The following is a 21,349-nucleotide window of genomic DNA, read 5'->3' as shown; positions in this document are numbered from 1 at the left end:
AGACCGCTAATGGCAGTCGTGAAAACTATGCTACTTAGCGGTGTCGGTTGTTTACTTCTGTATAATTTTTTCTCCCTATTCCCCCAATGAATCTTGAATCTATTAGTTTACTTATCTTGGAAATGTAGTAATCCTGAAAGAATGAGTTTTGTTTGATCTTCCACATATTCCTCAATTGTGTATCGCTTTTTAAACGCCCATTTTCGAAACGCCCATGCTTGCCCTTGAACAACGATATGGTTAGCAGTTAAAAAGACTTCTTTTTCTGTTAATTCTATCCTTAAAGAAGGTAAAGAATTTTTTATAATTCCCTCGAATAATCGAACCATCTCGAATTCTTTATCAAACACATAGTGCATCGCTTCTTTGGAAAGCGATTTTGTCTCTTGATACATAATCGTAAATTCATCGCTCATTCGATCGATTAAGCAAAAATATTGTTTTATTGCTTCTTTTAATTCATCTACTGTTCCTGTATCTGAATTAATTTCCGCAAGTTGTTGTTTCACTTTGTCATAGATATGATCAGAAACTAAGTAAAGAACATCTTCTTTTGTTCGGATGTATTCATACAAAGTGCCAATACTAAATCCAGCCGCTTTTGCGATTTCCCTTGTTGTTGCCCGATGAAATCCTTTTTCTTTAAAAAGATTGACCGCTCCATTAACAATTTGAAGTCGTCTAATTTCTATTAGGCTCTCATCTTTGACAGATGTTTGGACAACAATTTTCTCTTTTTCAGCCATCGATTATTTTGTAATTAGTCGAGAGATAACAAGACGTTGAATTTCCTGTGTACCCTCGTAGATTTGAGTTATTTTTGCATCGCGCATAAAGCGTTCTACTGGATATTCTTTCGTATAGCCATACCCTCCAAATACTTGAACTGCATCTGTTGTTACTGACATTGCAGTATCACCTGCCATCAATTTTGCCATTGCAGAAGCTTTTCCATATGGAAGATTATTCGATTCTAACCAAGCTGCTTGGTATGTTAATAGTCTAGAAGCTTCAACTGCTGTCGCCATATCTGCTAATTTAAAGGACACACCTTGATTTGCAACGATTGGTTTTCCAAACTGCACACGCTCTTTTGCATAGTCGATAGCAGCATCTAATGCCCCTTGTGCAATTCCAACCGCTTGTGCAGCAATTCCGTTACGTCCACCATCTAATGTTTTCATTGCGACGATGAAGCCATCGCCTTCATTCCCCAATAGATTTTCCTTAGGAACACGACAATTTTCAAAGATAATTTCTGTCGTAGGTGATGAACGAATGCCCATTTTCTTTTCTTTTTTCCCTACTTTAAATCCAGGGAAATTCGATTCAACGATAAACGCACTTGTTCCTTTATGTTTGGAAGAAGGATCCGTTACCGCGAAAACGATGTATATTTCTGCTTCCCCACCATTTGTAATGAAGATTTTAGAACCGTTTAGTACGTATTCATCACCTTCAAGTTTTGCTGTCGTTTTCATACCGCCAGCATCACTTCCGGATCCGGATTCAGTTAAACAATAAGCTCCGATTTTCTTACCCTCTGCCATCGGACGTAGATATTGTTGTTTCTGCTCTTCTGTACCAAATTTATACACAGGCCAACCAGCAAGTGAAGTATGTGCAGATAAAGTTACACCTGTAGAAGCACAAACTCGAGAAAGCTCTTCCACAGCGATACAATAAGCTAAATAGTCAAAGCCTGCTCCACCATACTCTTCTGGCCATGGAATCCCTGCCAAACCAAGCTCAGCCATTTTATCCCAAATAGCACGGTCAAAAGTTTCATTCTCATCTCGCTCTGCTGCTGTTGGTGCTACTTCATTTACCGCAAAATCACGGATCATCTCGCGTAATTGTTCATGTTCTTCAGATAATTGAAAGTTCATCATTTTCCCCCCGATTGTGTGGGTACCAGGTACACATACAATTCCGAATATTCCGAATTATTTTTGTACCTGGTACCATTATAGATTTTTGCTTATTACGATTTTTTGAATTTCACTTGTTCCTTCGTAAATTTCTGTTATTTTTGCATCTCGGAAATATCGTTCAACTGGGTAGTCTTTTGTGTAGCCGTAGCCACCAAATACTTGTATTGCTTCAGTTGTCACCTTTACTGCCGTTCTAGAAGCAAACAGTTTCGCCATAGATGCTTCTTTACTACAAGCAAGGCCATTATTTTTTAAATCAGTCGCCTTATAAACTAGTAATTTAGCAGCTTCAACCATTGTGGCCATATCCGCTAATTTAAAGCCTACTCCCTGTTGTTCAGCAATCGGTTTGCCAAATTGGACACGTTGTTTTGCATATTCTACCGCTGCTTCAAATGCTGCTTCTGCCACCCCAAGCGCTTGAGCTGCAATGCCAATCCGGCCAACTTCTAAATTCGCCATGGCAATTATAAATCCTTGGTTTTCTTCACCTAGCAATTGACTTGCTGGTATTTTCATATTTTCAAAGGTAATTTGGACAGTTTGGGACCCGTGAAGCCCCATCTTTTCTTCATTTTTTCCAACAATAAAGCCTGGTGTATCTTTTTCAACGATGAAGGCAGAAATACCACGCGCGCCTTTTTCAGGATTCGTAGATGCAAAGACGATATAAACATCTGCCTCACCACCGTTTGTAATAAACACCTTTGAACCATTTAATATATAATGGTCTCCCGATTTTACTGCACGGGTTCTAAGAGAGGCAGCATCGGATCCTGCTTCTGACTCCGTTAAACAAAACGCACCTAAATATTCACCGCTAGCTAACTTCGGAACATATTTTTTCTTTTGTTCATCCGTTCCGAAATAAAGAATTGGATTTGTGCCAACAGATGTGTGTACGGCTAAGATTACTGCCACAACAGCACTTACTTTTGAAAGCTCATTGATGGCTAATATATAGGATGTGAAATCCATTCCGGCTCCACCTAAATCTTCTGGTGTGGTCATCCCCATTAAGCCTAAATCAGCCATTTTATTTAAGATTTCTCTTGGAAATTCACCTTGCTCCATTTTGTCAATGAATGGTGTGATTTCAGTTTGGGCAAAGTCGCGAACCATGTCTCGAACCATGATTTGCTCTTCTGTAAATTGCAAGTTCATCGGAAATCTCCCCTTTTAGTCATACACATAGAAGCCGCGACCAGATTTCTTTCCTAACCAACCTGCCGCTACATATTTTCGAAGTAAAGGACAAGGACGATACTTACTATCTCCGAATCCTTCATGTAAAATTTCCATGATATATAGACATGTATCTAGACCAATAAAGTCAGCTAACGTCAGTGGACCCATTGGATGATTCATTCCTAACTTCATGACACTGTCGATATCTTCCTTAGTAGCAACCCCTTCATACAATGTGTAAATTGCTTCGTTAATCATCGGCATTAAAATTCGATTTGACACAAATCCAGGGAAATCATTTACTTCAACAGGTGTCTTTCCTAACGTAACAGTCATCTCTTGAACTGCTTTATATACCTCATCTGAAGTTGCAAGACCACGAATAATTTCTACAAGTTTCATAACAGGGACCGGATTCATAAAATGCATCCCAATCACTTGTTCAGGTCTTTCGGTAACCGCTGCAATTTCAGTAATTGGTAAAGACGATGTATTTGTTGCTAGAATTGCATCTTTCGGTGCGATGGCATCAATTTCTCTAAAAATGGATTGTTTAATATCCATGTTTTCAGTTGCTGCTTCAATCACTATGTCCACATCAACTGCATCTTTAATATCAAGAGATTGTGTAATACGGCTAAGAATGACCGCTTTCTCATCCTCTGTTTTTCTTCCCTTTTCAACATCTCTTGAAAGATTTTTTGTAATGTTCGATAATCCACGATCTAAAAATTCTTGCTTAATATCATTTAAAATTACTTCGAATCCTGACCCCGCACATACTTGAGCAATACCTGAGCCCATTTGACCTGCACCGATTACCATTACTTTTTGGATTACCATTATGTTTTCCTCCTATTTTTTGCTCTAATTGTTATTAATAAAAATATATGGATTCAACATCAATTATTGTTTTGGTACCTCAATCATGATTGCGTCCCCTTGACCACCACCTGAACAAATTGCTGCGATTCCGATACCTCCACCGCGGCGTTTTAATTCATAAGCAAGGGTTAAAATAATTCTTGCACCAGAAGCTCCGATTGGATGACCTAATGCAACTGCACCACCGTTGACATTTACTTTTTCAGGGTTAATGCCTGCGATTTGATTGCCTACTAATGCAACCATTGCAAATGCTTCATTGATCTCTACTAAATCAATTTCATCAGCAGTTTTACCTGTTTTGTTTAGTAATTCATTGATTACTAGACCAGGTGTTTGTGGAAAATCTTTAGGTGCTACCCCTACTTCAGCATGAGCTAAAATATACGCAAGTGGTGTGCGGCCTTCATTTTTTGCACGTTCTTCGCTCATTAAAACCATTGCACAAGCTCCATCATTCACACCAGGTGCATTTCCTGCTGTTACAGTGCCGTCTTTATCGAAAGCTGGTTTTAACCTTGATAACGCTTCCAATGACGTATCCTTTCGAGGCGCTTCGTCTTGTGCTACAACTGTCAAATCACCTTTACGTCCCTTTATTTCAACTGGTACAATTTCCTCTGCAAACTTGCCTTCTTCAATTGCCTTTAATGCAAGTTGATGACTGCGAAGAGCCCATTCATCTTGTGATTCTCTAGTGATATTGAACTCACTTGCTGTGCTACTTCCATATGTCCCCATGTGCACATGATTTGGATCAAATGCACAAGATAAGCCGTCATAAACCATGCCATCGATTAGTTGAGCATCTCCCATACGAAGACCCCATCGCCCTTTTGGTAAAAGGTAAGGTGTGTTTGACATGGACTCCATACCACCTGCAACAATCACATCTTCGTCCCCTAAACGAATTAACTGATCTGCAAGAGTGACACTTCTCATACCGGATGCACATACTTTATTGATTGTTTCTGTTTTAACAGAATACGGAATACCTGCTTTTGTAGCAGCTTGTCGTGATGGAATTTGCCCTTGACCAGCTTGAAGTACTGTTCCCATAATAACTTCATTTACTTCATCAGGTTGGATGTTTGATCTTTCTAGTGCCCCTTTAATCGCAATTCCACCAAGATCACTTGCGGATAATGAAGATAATCCCCCGCCAAATTTACCAAATGCCGTTCTTGCTCCATCTAAAATCACAGTTTTACTCATTTTTCCACCCCTATTGTTATTGTTTGAAATCTTTTTTTCTAACAATCTAAAAGCGTACTGATCTTAATATCCCCTGTTGAATTAATTGTGAACTACTCCAGAATGTGTGCTTCTGCGTCGAATCGCTTCGTTATCCTCGGCGCAAATTCAATGACACGATTTCAGTTGTTTCTTACTAGCTTCTGTACCCATGCCTTTACTAAATTGGGCTACTCTTTAATTTGCTTCTGCGTCGCTTCGCTATCCTCGGCGCAAACAAATGACTTAATTTCAGTTTTGTCATGTGCTTCTGCGGTGGTCACAACAAGTTGTCACCATCCTCGGCGCAAACGTGTCGTCTCAAAACAAAGTTTACAGACGACACGTTGACTGAACGCTCGCTCGGAATATTCATATGAAAAGAGGGAGTCTGGTAGAACTCCCCTTTCTTTACATTTATTTTACTGTATTCGCAATTTTCATTCAATCGAATTTTCTCTAAAAAGTTGTTTTTTTCTCGTTAATTCGATAATATCTTCGTTCCACAAATTATTCTGCAATACTAACTGCTTCTTCTTTCACATGTGCACCGAACACGGATCTTTCTAACAATTCAACTACATCATACGTACCGACTTTGTCTTCTACTTCTTTTGCTTTAGTACCATCTGACAGCATTGTTAAGCAGAATGGACAGCCTGATGAAATAACAGATGCGTTAGTTGCTATTGCTTGTTCTGTTCGAGCTACGTTAATGCGATTTCCAACATGTTCTTCCATCCACATTAATCCCCCACCTGCTCCACAGCACATCGCTTCATCACGGTTACGTTCCATTTCTACAAGTTTCACACCAGGAATCGCTTTTAAAATTTCACGTGGTGGATCATACACATCGTTGTAACGCCCTAAGTAACAAGAATCGTGGAATACGATTGTCTCGTCAACTCGATGATTCAACGTTAACTTACCTTCATTTACTAAATCGTATAACAGTTCCGTATGGTGATATACTTCGCCTTCCCAACCAAAATCTTTATATTCATTTTTAAAGATATTGTAAGCATGAGGGTCAATTGTAACGATTTTCTTTACATCATTTTTTTCAAACTCTTCAATGTTTGCAGTCGCTAATTCTTGGAATAAAAACTCGTTTCCTAATCGACGAGGTGTGTCCCCAGAATTTTTTTCTTTATTTCCTAAAATCGCAAATTTCACACCAGCTTCATTCATTAAACGAGCAAAGGATATTGCGATTTTTTGTGAACGACTGTCAAATGCACCCATAGATCCAACCCAGAATAAATACTCAAAGCCTTCACCTGATTTTTTTGCCTCTTTTACAGTAGGTACTTTTACTGTTGGATCAAGATCACGCCAGTTTTCTTTTTCTTTACGGTTAATTCCCCAAGGATTGCCTTGACGTTCGATATTGTTCATCGCACGTTGCGCATCTGGGTTAACTTTTCCTTCAGTCATTGTCAGGTAACGGCGAAGGTCGATAATTTTATCTACATGCTCATTCATTACAGGACATTGGTCTTCACAGTTACGACATGTTGTACAAGCCCAAATTTCTTCTTCTGTAATGACGTCTCCAATTAAAGAAGGATTGTAAATGTTTTCAATAACAGCTCCCTCTGCCCCAGCAGCTAGCGCTAATTGGTTGCCATTAGTTTTATTGAAGAAAGAAGCTGGTACCCATGGTTTTTTCTTTGTTACAACGGCACCTGTATTTGTTAAGTGGTCTCTTAGCTTTACGATTAAATCCATTGGAGAAAGCATTTTTCCTGTACCTGTTGCTGGACACATATTCGTACAGCGACCACATTCAACACAAGCATATAAGTCTATTAATTGTTTCTGAGTAAAGTCTTGAATCTTCCCTACCCCAAACGTAGGCATCTCGTCTTCATCTTCTGCTTCTTCCATTGCTGAAAAGTCAATCGGACGTGGTGTTCCAGCACGATCTAATCGGTGGAAATAAACGTTTACAGGACCAGTAATTAAATGGAAGTGCTTTGACTGTGGTACGTAAACTAAGAATGTTAATAAAATGAGTAAGTGTACCCACCACATAATATAAAAGACAGCTGCTGCAACTGCAGGTGGTAAAAATCCAAAAACAAATGCGATACTTGAAGCAACAGGCTCGCTACCTGTAAAACCATGGTCAAGCCAAACTAAGCTCATCCCATTTCCAATTAAAGTTGAAAGCATTAAGCCCCCGATAAAAATAAGAACAAGTCCGTTTTTCCAACCGCGCTTTAAGCGAACAAGTTTTTCAATGTAACGACGATAAAATGCCCAAACTACGGCAACTAAAATAACTAAAGCGACAACTTCTTCAAATAGTGTAAAAATCGTATACAATGGTCCAAGTGGCAAATGCGATCCAGGAGCTAGTCCTTTCCAAATAAAATCAATCGCTCCAAATTGGACAAGAATAAATCCATAGAAAAATAGAACGTGAATAAAACCACTTTTCGGATCTTTTAACAGTTTTGACTGTCCAAAGACATTGACCCAAATTTTTTCGAGTCGTTCTTTTACACTGTCGTTAAACTCTTCTTTTTTCCCGAGCTTAATATACTCATAACGTGTTTTTAATAGATAAATAAATAGTCCAACCCCGTAGAGCACTACTACAATGAACAAAATCCAGTTTGCAATTAACAATGGATTCATATTGTCTCCCCCCTAATTTTCCCCTTTAGACGTTTTTATTTCTTATTCCTACTTCACTTCAAATATGTTACGAGATTTTAACCGTTTTCTACAAAAATTCTTCGTTTATGCATTCATTTTAAAATATGAATGAGCATTCAGTCAATGGATTGTTGATAATTTTCTAAATATTATAAAGAATGCTATTTGAATTATAGTATATTAAAAGGAATTAACTTATTACTAGGGATTTTTTAGGGATTGTATGTAGAGGTGGATTAATTATGGATACAACATATTATTTACTTACATTAATTTGGCTGTTTCCAATCGCCTTTATTTTTCACGACTTAGAGGAAATAATTATGGTGGAAAAGTGGTTGAAGCAAAATGAAGTAAAGCTGTATCAATTACTTCCTAAGAAGATGGCTGATCGAATCGTAAAGCAGTTTTCAATGACAACGGCTCAATTTTCTGTTGCAGTATTAGTGATTTTTCTATTTGTTTCAACTTCTACAATTCTCGCAGGTCAATACATTGTTGACGGCCCCTTTGGTAATATTTATTTATTCACAGTAGTCGTCCAATTAGTATTCTTTCTTCATGCCTTCACTCATATCGGACAGTCCATTTTATTACATTCAATTACTCCAGGGGTTATCACTTCTGCAATTATTATTCCTTATAGTTCTTTCTTATTTCTCGCATTATTTGAATATGGGATTATTTCATGGCAAACCTTTGGATCTCCCTGCCGTTTTTGTTATTTATCTTTCCGGTGCTATTTTTTGCACATTGGGTTGGGAAGAAGATTGGATAGTGATGCCTGGTAAAGTATTGATATTCGCCAAAATCATGAAGGTTATCGTCAGTTTAATAGACTTATCCTCTATTATTTTCCAGGAAGACTTAGTGGATGCTAATAATGTGTTGATATTAGCCAAAATCCTGTAGTTATTCGCCAGTTTGATACAATTATTCGCCAAATTAAAGGAGTTATTCGCCAGGATGACTTTTTAGAGCTGCTAATGGGGGGATTTTCGCCAAAATTACGAAAGTATTCGCCAGTTTGATAGACTTATTCGCCAAATTGAAGGAGTTATTAGCCAGGAAGATTTTTTGGAGCTGCTATTGGAGGGATATTCGCCAAAATCGCGAAAGTATTCGCCAGTTTGATAGACTTATTCGCCAAATTAAAGGGGTTATTCGCCAGGATGACTTTTTGGAGCTGTTAATGGGGGCATATTAGCCAAAATCTTGAAGATATTCGCCAGTTTGATAGATTTATTCGCCAAATTAAAGGGGTTATTCGCCAGGAAGACTTTTTGGATGCTAATAATGTGTTAATATTAGCCAAATCCTGAAGATATTCGCCAGTTTGATAGACTTATTCGCCAAATTAAAGGGGTTATTCGCCAGGATGACTTTTTGGAGCTGTTAATGGGGGCATATTAGCCAAAATCTTGAAGATATTCGCCAGTTTGATAGACTTATTCGCCAAATTGAAGGAGTTATTAGCCAGGATGACTTTTTGGCGCTGCTAATGGGGGGATTTTCGCCAAAATCGCGAAAGTATTCGCCAGTTTGATAGACTTATTCGCCAAATTAAAGGAGTTATTCGCCAGGATGACTTTTTAGAGCTGCTAATGGAGGCATATTAGCCAAAATCCTGAAGATATTCGCCAGTTTGAATTATTCGCCAAATTAAAGGAGTAATTCGCCAGGATGACTTTTTGGAGCTGCTAATGGAGGGATATTCGCCAAATTAAAGTAGTTATTAGCCAGGATGACTTTTTGGAGCTGTTAATGGGGGCATATTAGCCAAAATCCTGAAGATATTCGCCAGTTTGATACAATTATTCGCCAAATTAAAGGAGTTATTCGCCAGGAAGACTTTTTAGAGCTGCTAATGGAGGGATATTCGCCAAAATCGCGAAAGTATTCGCCAGTTTAATAGAATTATTCGCCAAATTAAAGGGGTTATTCGCCAGGATGTCTTTTTGGAGCTGTTAATGGGGGCATATTAGCCAAAATCCTGAAGATATTCGCCCAGTTTGATACAATTATTCGCCAAATTGAAGGAGTTATTCGCCAGGATGACTTTTTGGAGCTGTTAATGGGGGCATATTAGCCAAAATCTTGAAGATATTCGCCAGTTTGATAGATTTATTCGCCAAATTAAAGGGGTTATTCGCCAGGAAGACTTTTTGGATGCTAATAATGTGTTAATATTAGCCAAATCCTGAAGATATTCGCCAGTTTGATAGACTTATTCGCCAAATTAAAGGAGTAATTCGCCTTAATCTTTTATTAGCTCCCCAGATGTAAGATCCTCTCCCTTAATTTCTTCAAACTAAAAACCTAGCATCCATCCAGATGCTAGGCTCCTATCAATTATTTAAATACATCTCCACCGCGAATGTATTCAACGTCCTTCACATTCAAACGATGGTTCACAGCTCTTGCCGCTGCAAAGAAATAGTCAGATAGACGATTCAAATACTTTTGGATAATTGTCGGAACATCGTCTGTTGCGTTCATTAACGATACAACACGTCGCTCTGCACGTCGACAAACGGTTCTTGCAATGTGAAGAGTCGCAGAAGCTTCTGACCCTCCAGGTAAAATAAATCGTTTTAAAGGTGGAACTTCCTCAGTTAAAACATCTATACGTTTTTCCAACACATCAATCGATGCCTCTTCTAATTTGTACTTTCTCTCTTTCATCACATTTGCTAAATCGCCACCACAATCAAAAAGTTCATGTTGAATCGTTTCAAGGTCTTCTATTAAATCTTTAAACACATTCTTATCTAGTTCTGTCACGGCTTTACCGATAAAAGAATTTAGTTCATCAACTGTTCCATAAGCTTCTACACGAAGATCGTCTTTACTCACTCGCCCACCTATTAAGCTCGTTTTCCCTTTATCGCCTGTTTTCGTATATAGTTTCAAATTTCTTCCCCCTTAATTAATGCTCAATCAATTTTTTATCCATTATTTATAATATATAGCAAAATGGCACCCTTTACATAAAAAGCTGACCTAAAAAGAATGAATTCTTCTCTTAAGGTCAGCAATTGTTTATTAGTTTAACTTGTTAATCGCATCCACTAACGTTTTTAGAACAATCTCTAAATCTTCATCTGGAATGCTTAATGGTGGAGATAATTGAAGGATATTGTTATAGCCTGCAACTGTTGTACCGTTTTTCCCAATAATAACTCCGTTTTCTTTACACGTCGCTACCACTTGGTTAACCAAAGCAACATCAAGTGGCTCCTTCGTTGTCTTATCTTTAACTAGTTCTACACCTATTAACAAACCTTTTCCGCGCACATCCCCAACGTAAGGATGCTCTCCTAAAGCATTTTGAAGCTTTTCAAGTAATTCACTACCCTTTTCTAGTGAACGCTTAAATAATTTTTCATTCTCCATAATTTCTAAATTCTTCAATGCTAATGCGCATGCAGCGGGACTGCCGCCAAACGTGTTCACATGTCGGAAGAAATCGTAATTTCCACTTTTTGTGAACTCTTCGTAAATTTCGCGTTTCACCGCAGTCGCTGAAAGCGGTAAATAAGCGCTAGTCAGTCCTTTTGCCATTGTGATAATATCCGGTTTCACATCATAGTTCATGAAGCCAAATGGTTTACCAGTACGACCAAAACCACATATAACTTCATCGACAATTAATAAAGCACCGTGTTTCTTACAAACTTCCTCAATACCTTTTAAATAATTTTGAGGTGGAATTAAAATTCCCCCACCAGTAATAATCGGCTCTAAAATCATTGCCGCAATTGTTTCACTAAATTCCCAAGTCATCAAATTATCCACTTCTTTTACACTTGGAATTTCTTGCGCTTCTGTATACTCATCTTCGTTTCGACGGTATGAATCAGGAGGTGTTACATGCAGGAAACCTGGTGCTAGCGGTTCATATTTATATTTCCGTTCAGCCTGCCCAGTTGCTGCAAGAGAACCCATACTACTTCCGTGATAAGCCCGATATCGAGACACAATTTTATAACGTGAGCCTTCCCCTCTTTGTTGATGGTATTGTCTAGCAATCTTAAATGCAGCTTCATTTGCCTCCGACCCGCTATTCGAGAAGAATACGACATAATCACCGCCAAGCATTTCGTTTAGCTTTTCCGCAAGTTCAATAGCTGGCACGTGTCCTTGAGAAAGTGGCGTATATGGATTTTTTAATAATTGTTCATATGCCGCTTGTGCTAGCTCTTGTCGACCGTAACCAACATTCACACAGAACAAACCAGCCATCGCATCAATATATTCTTTTCCATCAACATCTGTAATACGTGCACCACTGGACTGTTCAACCACCAATGTTGCATTTGGATTATACGGTTTCATGGAGTGCCAAACATATTTTTCATCTTTACTCATCAGTTCTTTACCGACATTTGTCTCTAACATAACCACACACCCCTATCCATTTTTTAAAGCATCGAATCAAACTTTAATTTACAGTCAATTATGATTTGTCCCTTCATTTTTTTCACTAAACAAAACGTAAAATAATACCAAAAAATTCATACATAACGTAAAAGGAGTAACGATCGAAACTCCATCCAATCGCTACTCCCTACACTATACATTTGCCATGAACTTACGAGAGAGCAACATAAATTCCAGAACAAGCCGCTTCTCTCCATCCATAAAATCTTCACCTATTAAACTTTCAATCTTTCGAATCCGATGGTATAGTGTTTGCCTCACAATAAACAAACGCTTTGCCGTTTCTTGCTTCGAGCCATTCGTTTGCAAATAAACTTCCAATGTATCAATCAACTGCCCATTATTTTTTTCATCATACTCTATTAATGGCTGTAAATATTCATTAACCATCTCATGTAAATCGGTGTGCATTTGCATTTGATAAATTAAACGGTACAGATGAAGATCATCATAGAAGTAGGAGGATGTCTTAATTTTTCTGGAGATATATAATGCATCTAATGCAGATTGATAACTCTCCCCAATGTGGTGAACCTGGTCGACTAATTTACCAACGACAAACTTAAAATGAAAGGCATCTTGATTCGTTATCAAATCGGACTGTTCTATTTTTTTCAGAGATTCATAGATTCTATCCTTCATCGAGCTTTGCTCACGTTTATTCAGCAAAATAAAATTAAGAAACTTGTTCTTTTCCACAACAAATGAATAAAATCCATACTGTTCAAAAATCGACTTACAATACAATTTCAAATATGTTTTATCAAGTTGTTGATTTCTTTTCATTTCGGAAATGGATGTGAGGACAACCGTACATCCTTTTGGTACATAACTTGTCCATTGGGATAAAATAAATTGATCGATCGCTTCCTTTAAATGCTTTCCTTCTAACCATTCTTCCAACCACTTGGCATCTTCTATCCCTTTTTTCTCTTCCACATACAAATTTCGAATTAATAATTCCCCTAATGCCGTTGCCGTTCTGTCTAAAATGAGGGATTCAAATTCTGTAATTGCTTTTTCCTCGCTATATAACATAATTTCAGCATATGGATGTTCAAATAAATGAATTGATTGGCTAATAAAACATGAATCTTCTGAATGATATTCTATTTTTTTTAGTAATGAGGATCTCTGTTGTTGTGATAAATTCGGAATGAACAACGGTTCTTGCCCTTCAATCTTGAGGATTGTCTGAACCTTTAAATATTGATACATCATTTTCATAAGATGACTCGGTGTTTGTGTAGATAATGTTTCTTTATTTAATTGCTGTGCATATTTTTCTAATTTCGAGATCATTAAATATTGTTGATTAATAATTAAGGAATGAAGTTCTTGAGTTATTTCAACAAATGCGACAATTTCGTGGAATACGATGATAGGGAACTGATGTTTATTGGCAAGGTCTATAACTTCTTCCGGGATGCTTTGTATATACTCACCATATTCAATACACAAACCTGCACTTTTTGCTTTAATTAACCCTTCTACAAAAAGAAGAAACTTTTCTGTATCTTGTTTAATACTTACACCTGTCGTTAATACAAGTTCTTGCCCTTTTAGTAATTTTTCAACATGGTAGGTTTCTAAAATATGTACCCATTTCACAAGGTTGCTAAGTCCATTGCTTCCCGCAATTACTTCCGCTCGAGCAAAATGTTTATTTTTTAAAACATCTTCCATTTGCAATGAATGAGTCACTAAACATCCCTCCTGTTCTACACCGATTTCACTTTTCAAAATATTTAAACTATTATTCTATTGATATTATAGAAGAAACCTTTCTACTTTTCTAATAAAATCAAAAAAGAGGCATACCAATGCGGTATACCTCTTTTAATATGTTATTTGTTACTTTCCACTTTCATTACTTGGGAAGGAAAACGTTGATGCAGTTTCATCATCTTCTTCTAACCAACGTTCTGAAATCGTTTTTACTTTTGTGAAGAAGCGGGCTTGGTCTGGACCAAACATGTAACCCTCACCAAATTTTGAACGTTTTAGTCCACCAAAGTTATGATAGCCTACTGGAATTGGTATCGGTACGTTTACCCCTACCATACCAACTTCAATTTCTTCTTGGAATTTACGAGCAGCCGCTCCACTATTTGTGAAGATCGTTACACCGTTACCTAATTCGTGGTCATTAATTAAATCAATCGCTTCTTGCAGAGATTCTACACGAACGATAATACGTGCAGGACCGAAAACTTCTTTTTCATAGATTTCCATTGATGGTGTCACTTCGTCTAAAAGTGTCGGCCCAAGATAGAAACCTTTTGATGTTTCACTGATTTTTGGATTACGACCATCAACAACGATTTGCGCACCCTCTTCGATTCCTTTATTAATCGCTGCAAGAACCGCATCTTTTGATTGCTGTGTGATGACTGGTCCGAAATCTACTGTTTCGTCAGTATATGGTCCCACTTTTAAGTTTGCAATTTTTTCTTTTAAGATCGCAACGAACTTGTCTGCTGTTTCTTTACCAACTGGGATTGCACCCGAAATAGCCATACAACGTTGCGATGCTGCTCCATAGGCTGCTCCTAAAAATGCATTTGCTGTTTTCTCTAGGTCAGCATCCGGCATAACTACCATAAAGTTTTTACCACCACCTAGGGCAGCCACACGTTTGTTATAGCTTGTTCCTTTTTGGTAGATATGCTCAGCTACTGGAGTTGAGCCGACAAAGGAAATAGCTTCAATTGTATTATTTTCTAATAGTTCATCAACCGCTTCTTTGTCACCATTGATAACTGTCCAAATGCCATCTGGTAATCCAGCTTCTTTCCACAGATTTGACATGTATAGCGCTGAGATAGGTACTTTTTCAGATGGTTTTAAAATTACCGCGTTTCCAACAGCAACAGCCATACTTGTTTGAGCAAGTGGTACCATTACCGGGAAGTTAAACGGTGAAATGGCAGCAACGACGCCAAGTGGATATTTTGCAGAATATGCGTTTATGCCTCCACCAACATTGACTGAGTATTCCCCTTTAGTCATGTGGGCAACGTTGATAGCTAAATCAACAGATTCTAAACCACGAGTAATTTCACCTTTAGCATCTTCTTTCGTTTTTCCACTTTCTTCACAGATGACTTCGATGAGCTCTTCAATATTTTCAGAGACTAATTGACGGAAACGTTGAACAACTTCTGCACGCTTTCCTGCAGATACTTTTTTCCAAGCTGGAAATGCTGCTTTTGCATTTTCAATAGCAGTTATAACTTCCTCTCTCGATGCTAATGGCACTCGTGCAATAACTTCACCAGTACTCGGATTGTAAACATCTGAATAACGTCCACTTGTCCCATCCACTAGTGAACCATTAATAAAATGCTGTAATTCTCTAACTTTTTGATCAACAGTCATTTGCTACACCCCTTATTTTTTCAGTCTCCCTCTTATATATATGAGAAAGAACATCCTAACTTTAATGTAAATTTATTTTTGCTAATTTTAAATGGACATATGGTAAAGAAAGTTATGCTTTCTTTTCACATTTTGTTGCATGGGTTGGTTTGGATTGGGTCTACGGGCGAAATTCAGGTGTTTATGTGCGAGTTTCTGATATTTACGGGCGAGTTCCACGTACTTATGGGCGACATTTGCATACTTACGGGCGTTTTAGCTTATTTCAGGTTTTTACGAGCGCTTTTCTTAAGATTACGGGCGAATTTCAGAAACTTATGAGCGAGTTTTGAATACTTTCGTGCGATTTCTTAAATTGATAAATTTTACTTGCGAATTTCAGAACGTTACTTGCGATTCTATGGAGTTTATTTGCGAGTTTTGGTTACTTATTTGCGTTTTCCGAATTTGATGGAATTCACTTGCGATTTTCAGTACGTTACTAGCGATTCTAATGAGCTTACTTGCGAGTTTGAGAAACTATTTTCATAAAAATATGGTAAAACCAGCCCTAAATAGGACTGGCTAAATTTCAAAATCATATTCCCCTGGTAGCACGCGTCGTAAAAATCGGCGTGTTCGTTCTTCTTTTGGTGTGACAAAAATTTCATGGGGTGTTCCCTCTTCAACAATGTTGCCACCATCCATAAAGATCACCTTTTTCGCAACATCCTTAGCAAATTGCATTTCATGGGTTACGACAATCATTGTAGTTCCTTCACGGGCGATTTCTTTCATAACTTCGAGTACTTCTCCAACTAGTTCTGGGTCGAGTGCAGAAGTTGGCTCATCGAAAAGAATGACATCTGGATTTAATGCAACCGCGCGTGCAATCCCGACACGTTGCTGTTGCCCTCCGGATAATTGGCTAGGATAGGAGTCGTATTTCTCAGATAGACCTACTTTATCTAATGCTTCACGAGCAATTTTGTATGCTTCTTCTTTAGGTATCTTTCTTCCAATTATTAAACCTTCAGCCACATTTTCAATGGCTGTTTTATTGTTAAATAAATTATAGTTTTGGAAAACGAAAGCAGATCGTTGACGAACGGCCAATACTTCTTTTTTCGAAGCTGAATGCAAGTCTACCTTCAAATCCCCTAAAGTCGCTGTTCCTTGATCAGCTCTTTCTAAAAAGTTTATGCATCGTAAAAGTGTTGTTTTTCCGGATCCACTTGGACCGAGTATTACAACTACATCGCCTTTATCTACTGAAAGATCGACGCCTTTTAATATTTCATTTTTACCAAATGATTTATGGACATTTTGAATTTCTAACATCGTTTTCCCCCCTATGCCGTAGCAACAGCCTTATAGCGACTTAGTCGTTTTTCAAAGACTTTAAATAAATACTCAACCGTAATACACAAAATCAAGTAAACAATAAATATATCAATATACGCTTCTAAATAGTTGTACCCTACGTTTGCAGCCACTTTCGCTTTTAGCGTAATTTCTTGTAATGAAATCGCGTAACCTAATGACGTTGCTTTGATCAAATTAATCGTTGCTGTACATAGATTAGGCATTGCAGATACAAGCATTTGTGGGATAATAATTCGGCGATACGCTTGTGCTGTTGTTAACCCAACAGAGTAAGCTGCCTCCAATTGTCCTGCATTTACAGTTTTCAGTGCCGAACGAAAGACTTCGACTAAAATAGCAGCTGTATTAAACGAGAAAATAATAAATGCATACCATAGTGTATTGACTTCATATATTGGGAAATCAATATTATACCTTTCAAAAATACTTGCTAAAACTAATGGTAGAATACTATATAAAACAAATATTTGAATGATGATAGGCGTCCCTCGAACAAAGGACACATACACTTTTGTAAAACCATTAAGTATTGGAATTTCATTGATTCGTGTTAATGCGAGGAAAAAGCCGATTGGCAAAGCGATCGCAAGTGCAACAACAGTTACAAGAAGCGCAATTGGAACGCCACTAAGTGCTACGAAAAATGTATCAATTAGAAATTCCATATTAATAAAACTAGAATTCATCCTTTAATGCGCCTCCTTAACTTGTTTTTAATGAACGTTGCCCTTTACTAAATGCTTTTTCTAGCAATTCAAAGATTTTTGCAATCACAACGGAAAGTACCCAATAAAATACTGCTAAAGCAATATAGATCTCTAACGCGTGTGTATTGTAATTATTCGCAATGATTAGATTCGCTTTTCCTACAATGTCAATAAATCCGATTGTATAAGCTAGTGCTCCCTCTTGTAGGACTGAAATGAGTCCGTTACCGAAGTTTGGTAGCGCAACAACTACAGCTTGTGGGAAGATGATTCGTCGATATGCTTGGAATGGTGTTAACCCAACACTTACTGCAGCCTCATATTGTCCTTTATCAATAGCTAAATAAGCGGATCTAATTACTTCTGCCATCATCGCTGCGAATTGTAAGCTAAACGTAATAACTACAAATACTCCAGTGTGTACATCTTGTAAATATATACCGAAGAAAGAATCAGCAAAAGCAGGTATTCCATAATAAACAAGGAATAATAGTACAATTGAAGGCGTACAACGCATGATTGTAATATAGCTATTTGCTAATAATTGTAAAAATCTATTTTTAGATAATTTAAAGACAGCAATAATTAAACCAAGCAAGGTTCCAAAAATTACGGACAACGCAGCTACAAATAAGGTAATCCATAAAAATGGTACTAGTTGAGGAAGTGCCGTCCAAAGATAATTTATATCAAAATACTTTTCCATCTACTCACCACTTTCCAAATGAGAAATTCATTAGAGAGAGAAAATTATGTTCCGAAACCTTTTTCTATTTTCATAGAAAACTAATCTAAAAGATGTTAATCACACAAATATAAGAAAAGGGCTCCAGAGAAACTGACCACTGGCAGCCCTTTCTTACATTTTTTAACGTTCTACTTTATCTAACACTTCAAATAAATCTCTACCGTAGAACTCAACACTTAATTCACGTAATTTATCAGTCTCTTTTAACTCTGCTAGTGCTTTGTCATATGCATCAGCAAATTCTTGTTCATTTTTGTTGAATAATGGCCATGTTTTAATTACCGCGAATTCGTTATAGACAACTTCATCTTTTAAGTTGTAATACGGACCGCCTTCAGTTAATACTTGCCCTTTGAATGCACCTTCAATGATTACCCCACCATCAACACGACCTTCATTTACCCATTGAACAACGTCTACAGTAAACTCTTCACCTGCTTGTAGTTTTACAGGATTGTCTGGGTTTGCGTCGTTGTATTCAGCAATAACCGTGTATTGTGCATTGTTAGCTGCAATTGGTGCTAGAGTCATACCAGCTGTTGCAAAGTCACTTAAGTCCTTAATATTTTCATTTTCCTTTTTCAACACTAGACCTGCACTACTTAAGCCAAGGAATTCTTGTGGGAAAATGAACTTCTGTGTACGCTCTTCTGTCCAGAAGGCATTTTTTACTCCAGCATGGTATTTTCCTTGTTCTACACCAATTAATAGATCGTCATTTGTCGTACCTACAAATTCAAACTCGTATTCTGGTAAAAGTTCATCTACTAGTTTCATAACTTCTACGTCATAACCTGTTGCATTTCCATTTTCATCGATGAATGTCATCGGTTTACCCGCTTGGTCGTAAGCTACTTTTACAACTCGAACTTCTTGACCGTCTTCTGTCGTCTTCGTTCCTGATGATTTTTCACTTTCACCGTTTCCACATGCAGCTAAAATTGAAATTGATGCAAATCCTACAGCAGCAAATTTAAGTAATTTATTGAATTTCATGATTATTGTTCCCCTTTATGTTCATCTTGTTTTAAAGCGAATTCCGCTAATTTTTTAATTGTAATGTCATCCATTGGTGGGTTGTGGAGCCCTGCACGAACGTCACGATAGTAACGTTGTAATGGATTTGTTCTTTGTAAACTTTTTGCTCCAACAACACGCATTGCTTTATCCACCACTGTAATCGCAGCATTTGTAACAACATGCTTTGCTGTATTGACTGCGTTCACAAGCATCGTGCCTTCATCTTCTGAAAGTTTGTGACCTTCACTTTCCTTTTGTTTTAACTCTACATAGTTTTGTGCCGCACCATATAAAGTGTAACGAGCCGTTGCAAGTTCCAATTCGATTTCACCAAGTAAACTTTGTACGTTTGGTAAAGATGCGATTGTACCTTTAATACTGTTTGGTGAGTGAGTATTTGCAAATCTTAATGCGTAATCACGTGCAGCTTGAGCAATCCCTAAATATGTAGCTGGTATTAATAAAAGCCAACCATTTAACTTAAAGCCTGTACTGTAAGTAGGAAGTTCAACTAAATCTGACTCATCCACTACTACATTTTCAAGTACTAAGTCATGACTACCTGTTCCGCGCATCGCAATTACATCCCAAGTTTCATCGATTGATAGCCCTTCTGTATCTTTATGGATTAAGAAGAAACCGATTGTTTCTTTTTCTTCAATCCAAGCAGAAGTAAGGAAGTAATCTAGTTCAGGAGATCCTGATGTATAACTTTTACGTCCATTGATCACCCACTTGTTCCCTTCACGTACTGCTTGTGTTCCAGGACGTCCACCACGGATTGGGCTACCTGTTGCAGCTTCACTTACTGAACGGTTAATAATTGCGCCTTGTTCAACCGCTTTAGCTAGAGATTCAAGTTTAGATGGTTCCCAGTTTTTATTTTCAAAAAGATCTCCAACTGTTAGAAGCGTCCAAGCGATCGATAGTGCTGTACTTCCATCGTAACTACCTAATGTTTCTTGAAGGACTATTGTGTCGTGAATGTTGAATCCTTCACCACCTAATTCTTTTGGTAATGTTACTTTCGTATATCCAATTTCCCGCAGAGCTTGAATATGCTCCCTTGGAAAATATGATTCCTCGTCGATTTGTTGTGCATTGAGTTTAAAGGTTTGTTCTAATGTCGCTAATTTTTCAAGCCAAATTTTTTGTTGTTCCGTTTTTATGAATAGATCCTTCATAAAGACAAAACCTCCTTTTCCTTTTCCAACCGTAAATCAATTCCTACTTTCTCCCTTTGAAAAGTCGGTTAATTGTATTGAATTGATTTTATCTTCTGATAATTAATAAGTCAATAGGCAATTCAGAGTTTTTTTGTTGGAATTAGAAAAGTGCCAGTTACTCATCAATTCCTGAAATTCTGAATTGTTTGAGTGCCTGGCAATAAATTAAACGATTTCGTTATAGTATTCGACTGTTTTCATCGAATCTCCAATTTTCCTCAGTTTCCAACTATCTTCTAAATAAACTTCAGCTAATTTCTCGTACTTTCCACCATATTTTGCTGCCCATTCTACAGCAACGACACTTTCATAAATTAACGCCATTTTTTCAGCAAAATGCTTTCCTTCAAATGTTTGCATGGCATCATCTAGTGAAGTGAACACTTGAAGTTCCCCTGATAATTCATCTAACTTTTGTCCTAAATTGTGTGGGTACCAGGTACGCAAACGATTCAGAATAATCTGAATTGTATCTGTACCTGGTACCCACACAATTAAACAATTTCTAAACATAAAAAAACCAGCCTCCCTTTTCCAGGGGGCTGGTTT

General features: G+C 37.6%; 17 protein-coding genes. 1 reads left to right on the top strand and 16 read right to left on the bottom strand.

Going from position 1 to position 21,349, the window contains the following annotated elements; genetic code table 11:
* Window positions 1-107: 107 nt before the first annotated feature.
* The 6 genes from CRO45_RS00205 to CRO45_RS00180 form a co-directional block, all read right to left on the bottom strand.
* A complete protein-coding gene (locus tag CRO45_RS00205) occupies window positions 108-746 on the bottom strand; it encodes a TetR/AcrR family transcriptional regulator (RefSeq protein WP_097147612.1) in 639 nt (212 codons plus the stop codon).
* A 3-nt stretch (window positions 747-749) separates the two neighbouring features.
* Window positions 750-1,889 carry an acyl-CoA dehydrogenase gene (locus CRO45_RS00200; RefSeq protein ID WP_097147611.1) on the bottom strand — a complete coding sequence of 380 codons (1,140 nt, stop codon included), beginning with the start codon at window positions 1,887-1,889 and terminating at the stop codon, window positions 750-752.
* A 78-nt stretch (window positions 1,890-1,967) separates the two neighbouring features.
* Window positions 1,968-3,098, bottom strand: coding sequence for an acyl-CoA dehydrogenase (locus tag CRO45_RS00195; RefSeq protein WP_097147610.1), 1,131 nt, complete (start codon window positions 3,096-3,098; stop codon window positions 1,968-1,970).
* 15 nt (window positions 3,099-3,113) lie between these two features.
* Window positions 3,114-3,965 carry a 3-hydroxybutyryl-CoA dehydrogenase gene (locus tag CRO45_RS00190; protein WP_097147609.1) on the bottom strand — a complete coding sequence of 284 codons (852 nt, stop codon included), beginning with the start codon at window positions 3,963-3,965 and terminating at the stop codon, window positions 3,114-3,116.
* Window positions 3,966-4,028: 63 nt separating this feature from the next.
* Entirely contained in the window at window positions 4,029-5,222 is a 1,194-nt protein-coding gene (locus CRO45_RS00185; protein ID WP_097147608.1) for an acetyl-CoA C-acetyltransferase, read from the bottom strand.
* Between the two features lie 528 nt (window positions 5,223-5,750).
* A complete protein-coding gene (locus tag CRO45_RS00180; RefSeq protein WP_097147607.1) occupies window positions 5,751-7,889 on the bottom strand; it encodes a (Fe-S)-binding protein in 2,139 nt (712 codons plus the stop codon).
* A 263-nt stretch (window positions 7,890-8,152) separates the two neighbouring features.
* Here CRO45_RS00180 and CRO45_RS00175 point away from each other — a divergent pair, with 263 nt between their 5' ends.
* Window positions 8,153-8,701, top strand: coding sequence for an HXXEE domain-containing protein (locus CRO45_RS00175; RefSeq protein WP_235864494.1), 549 nt, complete (start codon window positions 8,153-8,155; stop codon window positions 8,699-8,701).
* Window positions 8,702-10,262: 1,561 nt separating this feature from the next.
* Here the strand turns inward: CRO45_RS00175 and CRO45_RS00170 are convergent.
* The 10 genes from CRO45_RS00170 to CRO45_RS00125 form a co-directional block, all read right to left on the bottom strand.
* Entirely contained in the window at window positions 10,263-10,823 is a 561-nt protein-coding gene (locus CRO45_RS00170; RefSeq protein WP_097147606.1) for a cob(I)yrinic acid a,c-diamide adenosyltransferase, read from the bottom strand.
* 132 nt (window positions 10,824-10,955) lie between these two features.
* The gene (locus tag CRO45_RS00165; RefSeq protein WP_097147605.1) at window positions 10,956-12,311 is read right to left on the bottom strand and encodes an aspartate aminotransferase family protein; all 1,356 of its coding nucleotides are present in this window, start codon (window positions 12,309-12,311) and stop codon (window positions 10,956-10,958) included.
* Between the two features lie 174 nt (window positions 12,312-12,485).
* The gene (locus CRO45_RS00160; RefSeq protein ID WP_235864493.1) at window positions 12,486-14,057 is read right to left on the bottom strand and encodes a PucR family transcriptional regulator; all 1,572 of its coding nucleotides are present in this window, start codon (window positions 14,055-14,057) and stop codon (window positions 12,486-12,488) included.
* Window positions 14,058-14,207: 150 nt separating this feature from the next.
* Complete coding sequence (locus CRO45_RS00155) at window positions 14,208-15,734, bottom strand: CoA-acylating methylmalonate-semialdehyde dehydrogenase (RefSeq protein WP_097147604.1); 1,527 nt, start codon at window positions 15,732-15,734, stop codon at window positions 14,208-14,210.
* Between the two features lie 564 nt (window positions 15,735-16,298).
* Window positions 16,299-17,054 carry an amino acid ABC transporter ATP-binding protein gene (locus CRO45_RS00150; protein ID WP_097147603.1) on the bottom strand — a complete coding sequence of 252 codons (756 nt, stop codon included), beginning with the start codon at window positions 17,052-17,054 and terminating at the stop codon, window positions 16,299-16,301.
* Window positions 17,055-17,065: 11 nt separating this feature from the next.
* Window positions 17,066-17,785: an amino acid ABC transporter permease gene (locus tag CRO45_RS00145; protein WP_235864492.1), complete on the bottom strand. Its 720-nt coding sequence runs from the start codon at window positions 17,783-17,785 to the stop codon at window positions 17,066-17,068.
* Between the two features lie 16 nt (window positions 17,786-17,801).
* On the bottom strand, window positions 17,802-18,512 hold the full coding sequence (locus CRO45_RS00140) for an amino acid ABC transporter permease (protein WP_097147602.1): 711 nt from the start codon (window positions 18,510-18,512) through the stop codon (window positions 17,802-17,804).
* Between the two features lie 162 nt (window positions 18,513-18,674).
* Entirely contained in the window at window positions 18,675-19,550 is an 876-nt protein-coding gene (locus CRO45_RS00135; RefSeq protein ID WP_097147601.1) for a transporter substrate-binding domain-containing protein, read from the bottom strand.
* 2 nt (window positions 19,551-19,552) lie between these two features.
* The gene (locus CRO45_RS00130; protein ID WP_097147600.1) at window positions 19,553-20,758 is read right to left on the bottom strand and encodes an acyl-CoA dehydrogenase family protein; all 1,206 of its coding nucleotides are present in this window, start codon (window positions 20,756-20,758) and stop codon (window positions 19,553-19,555) included.
* Window positions 20,759-20,965: 207 nt separating this feature from the next.
* Complete coding sequence (locus CRO45_RS00125) at window positions 20,966-21,313, bottom strand: hypothetical protein (RefSeq protein WP_097147599.1); 348 nt, start codon at window positions 21,311-21,313, stop codon at window positions 20,966-20,968.
* Window positions 21,314-21,349 lie beyond the last annotated feature (36 nt).

The organism is Ureibacillus acetophenoni, from assembly GCF_900220965.1.
GTDB classification, from domain to species: Bacteria; Bacillota; Bacilli; order Bacillales_A; family Planococcaceae; genus Ureibacillus; species Ureibacillus acetophenoni.
The sequence above is the reverse complement of the archived record's forward strand: the minus strand, read 5'-3'. Positions and strand labels throughout refer to the sequence as shown.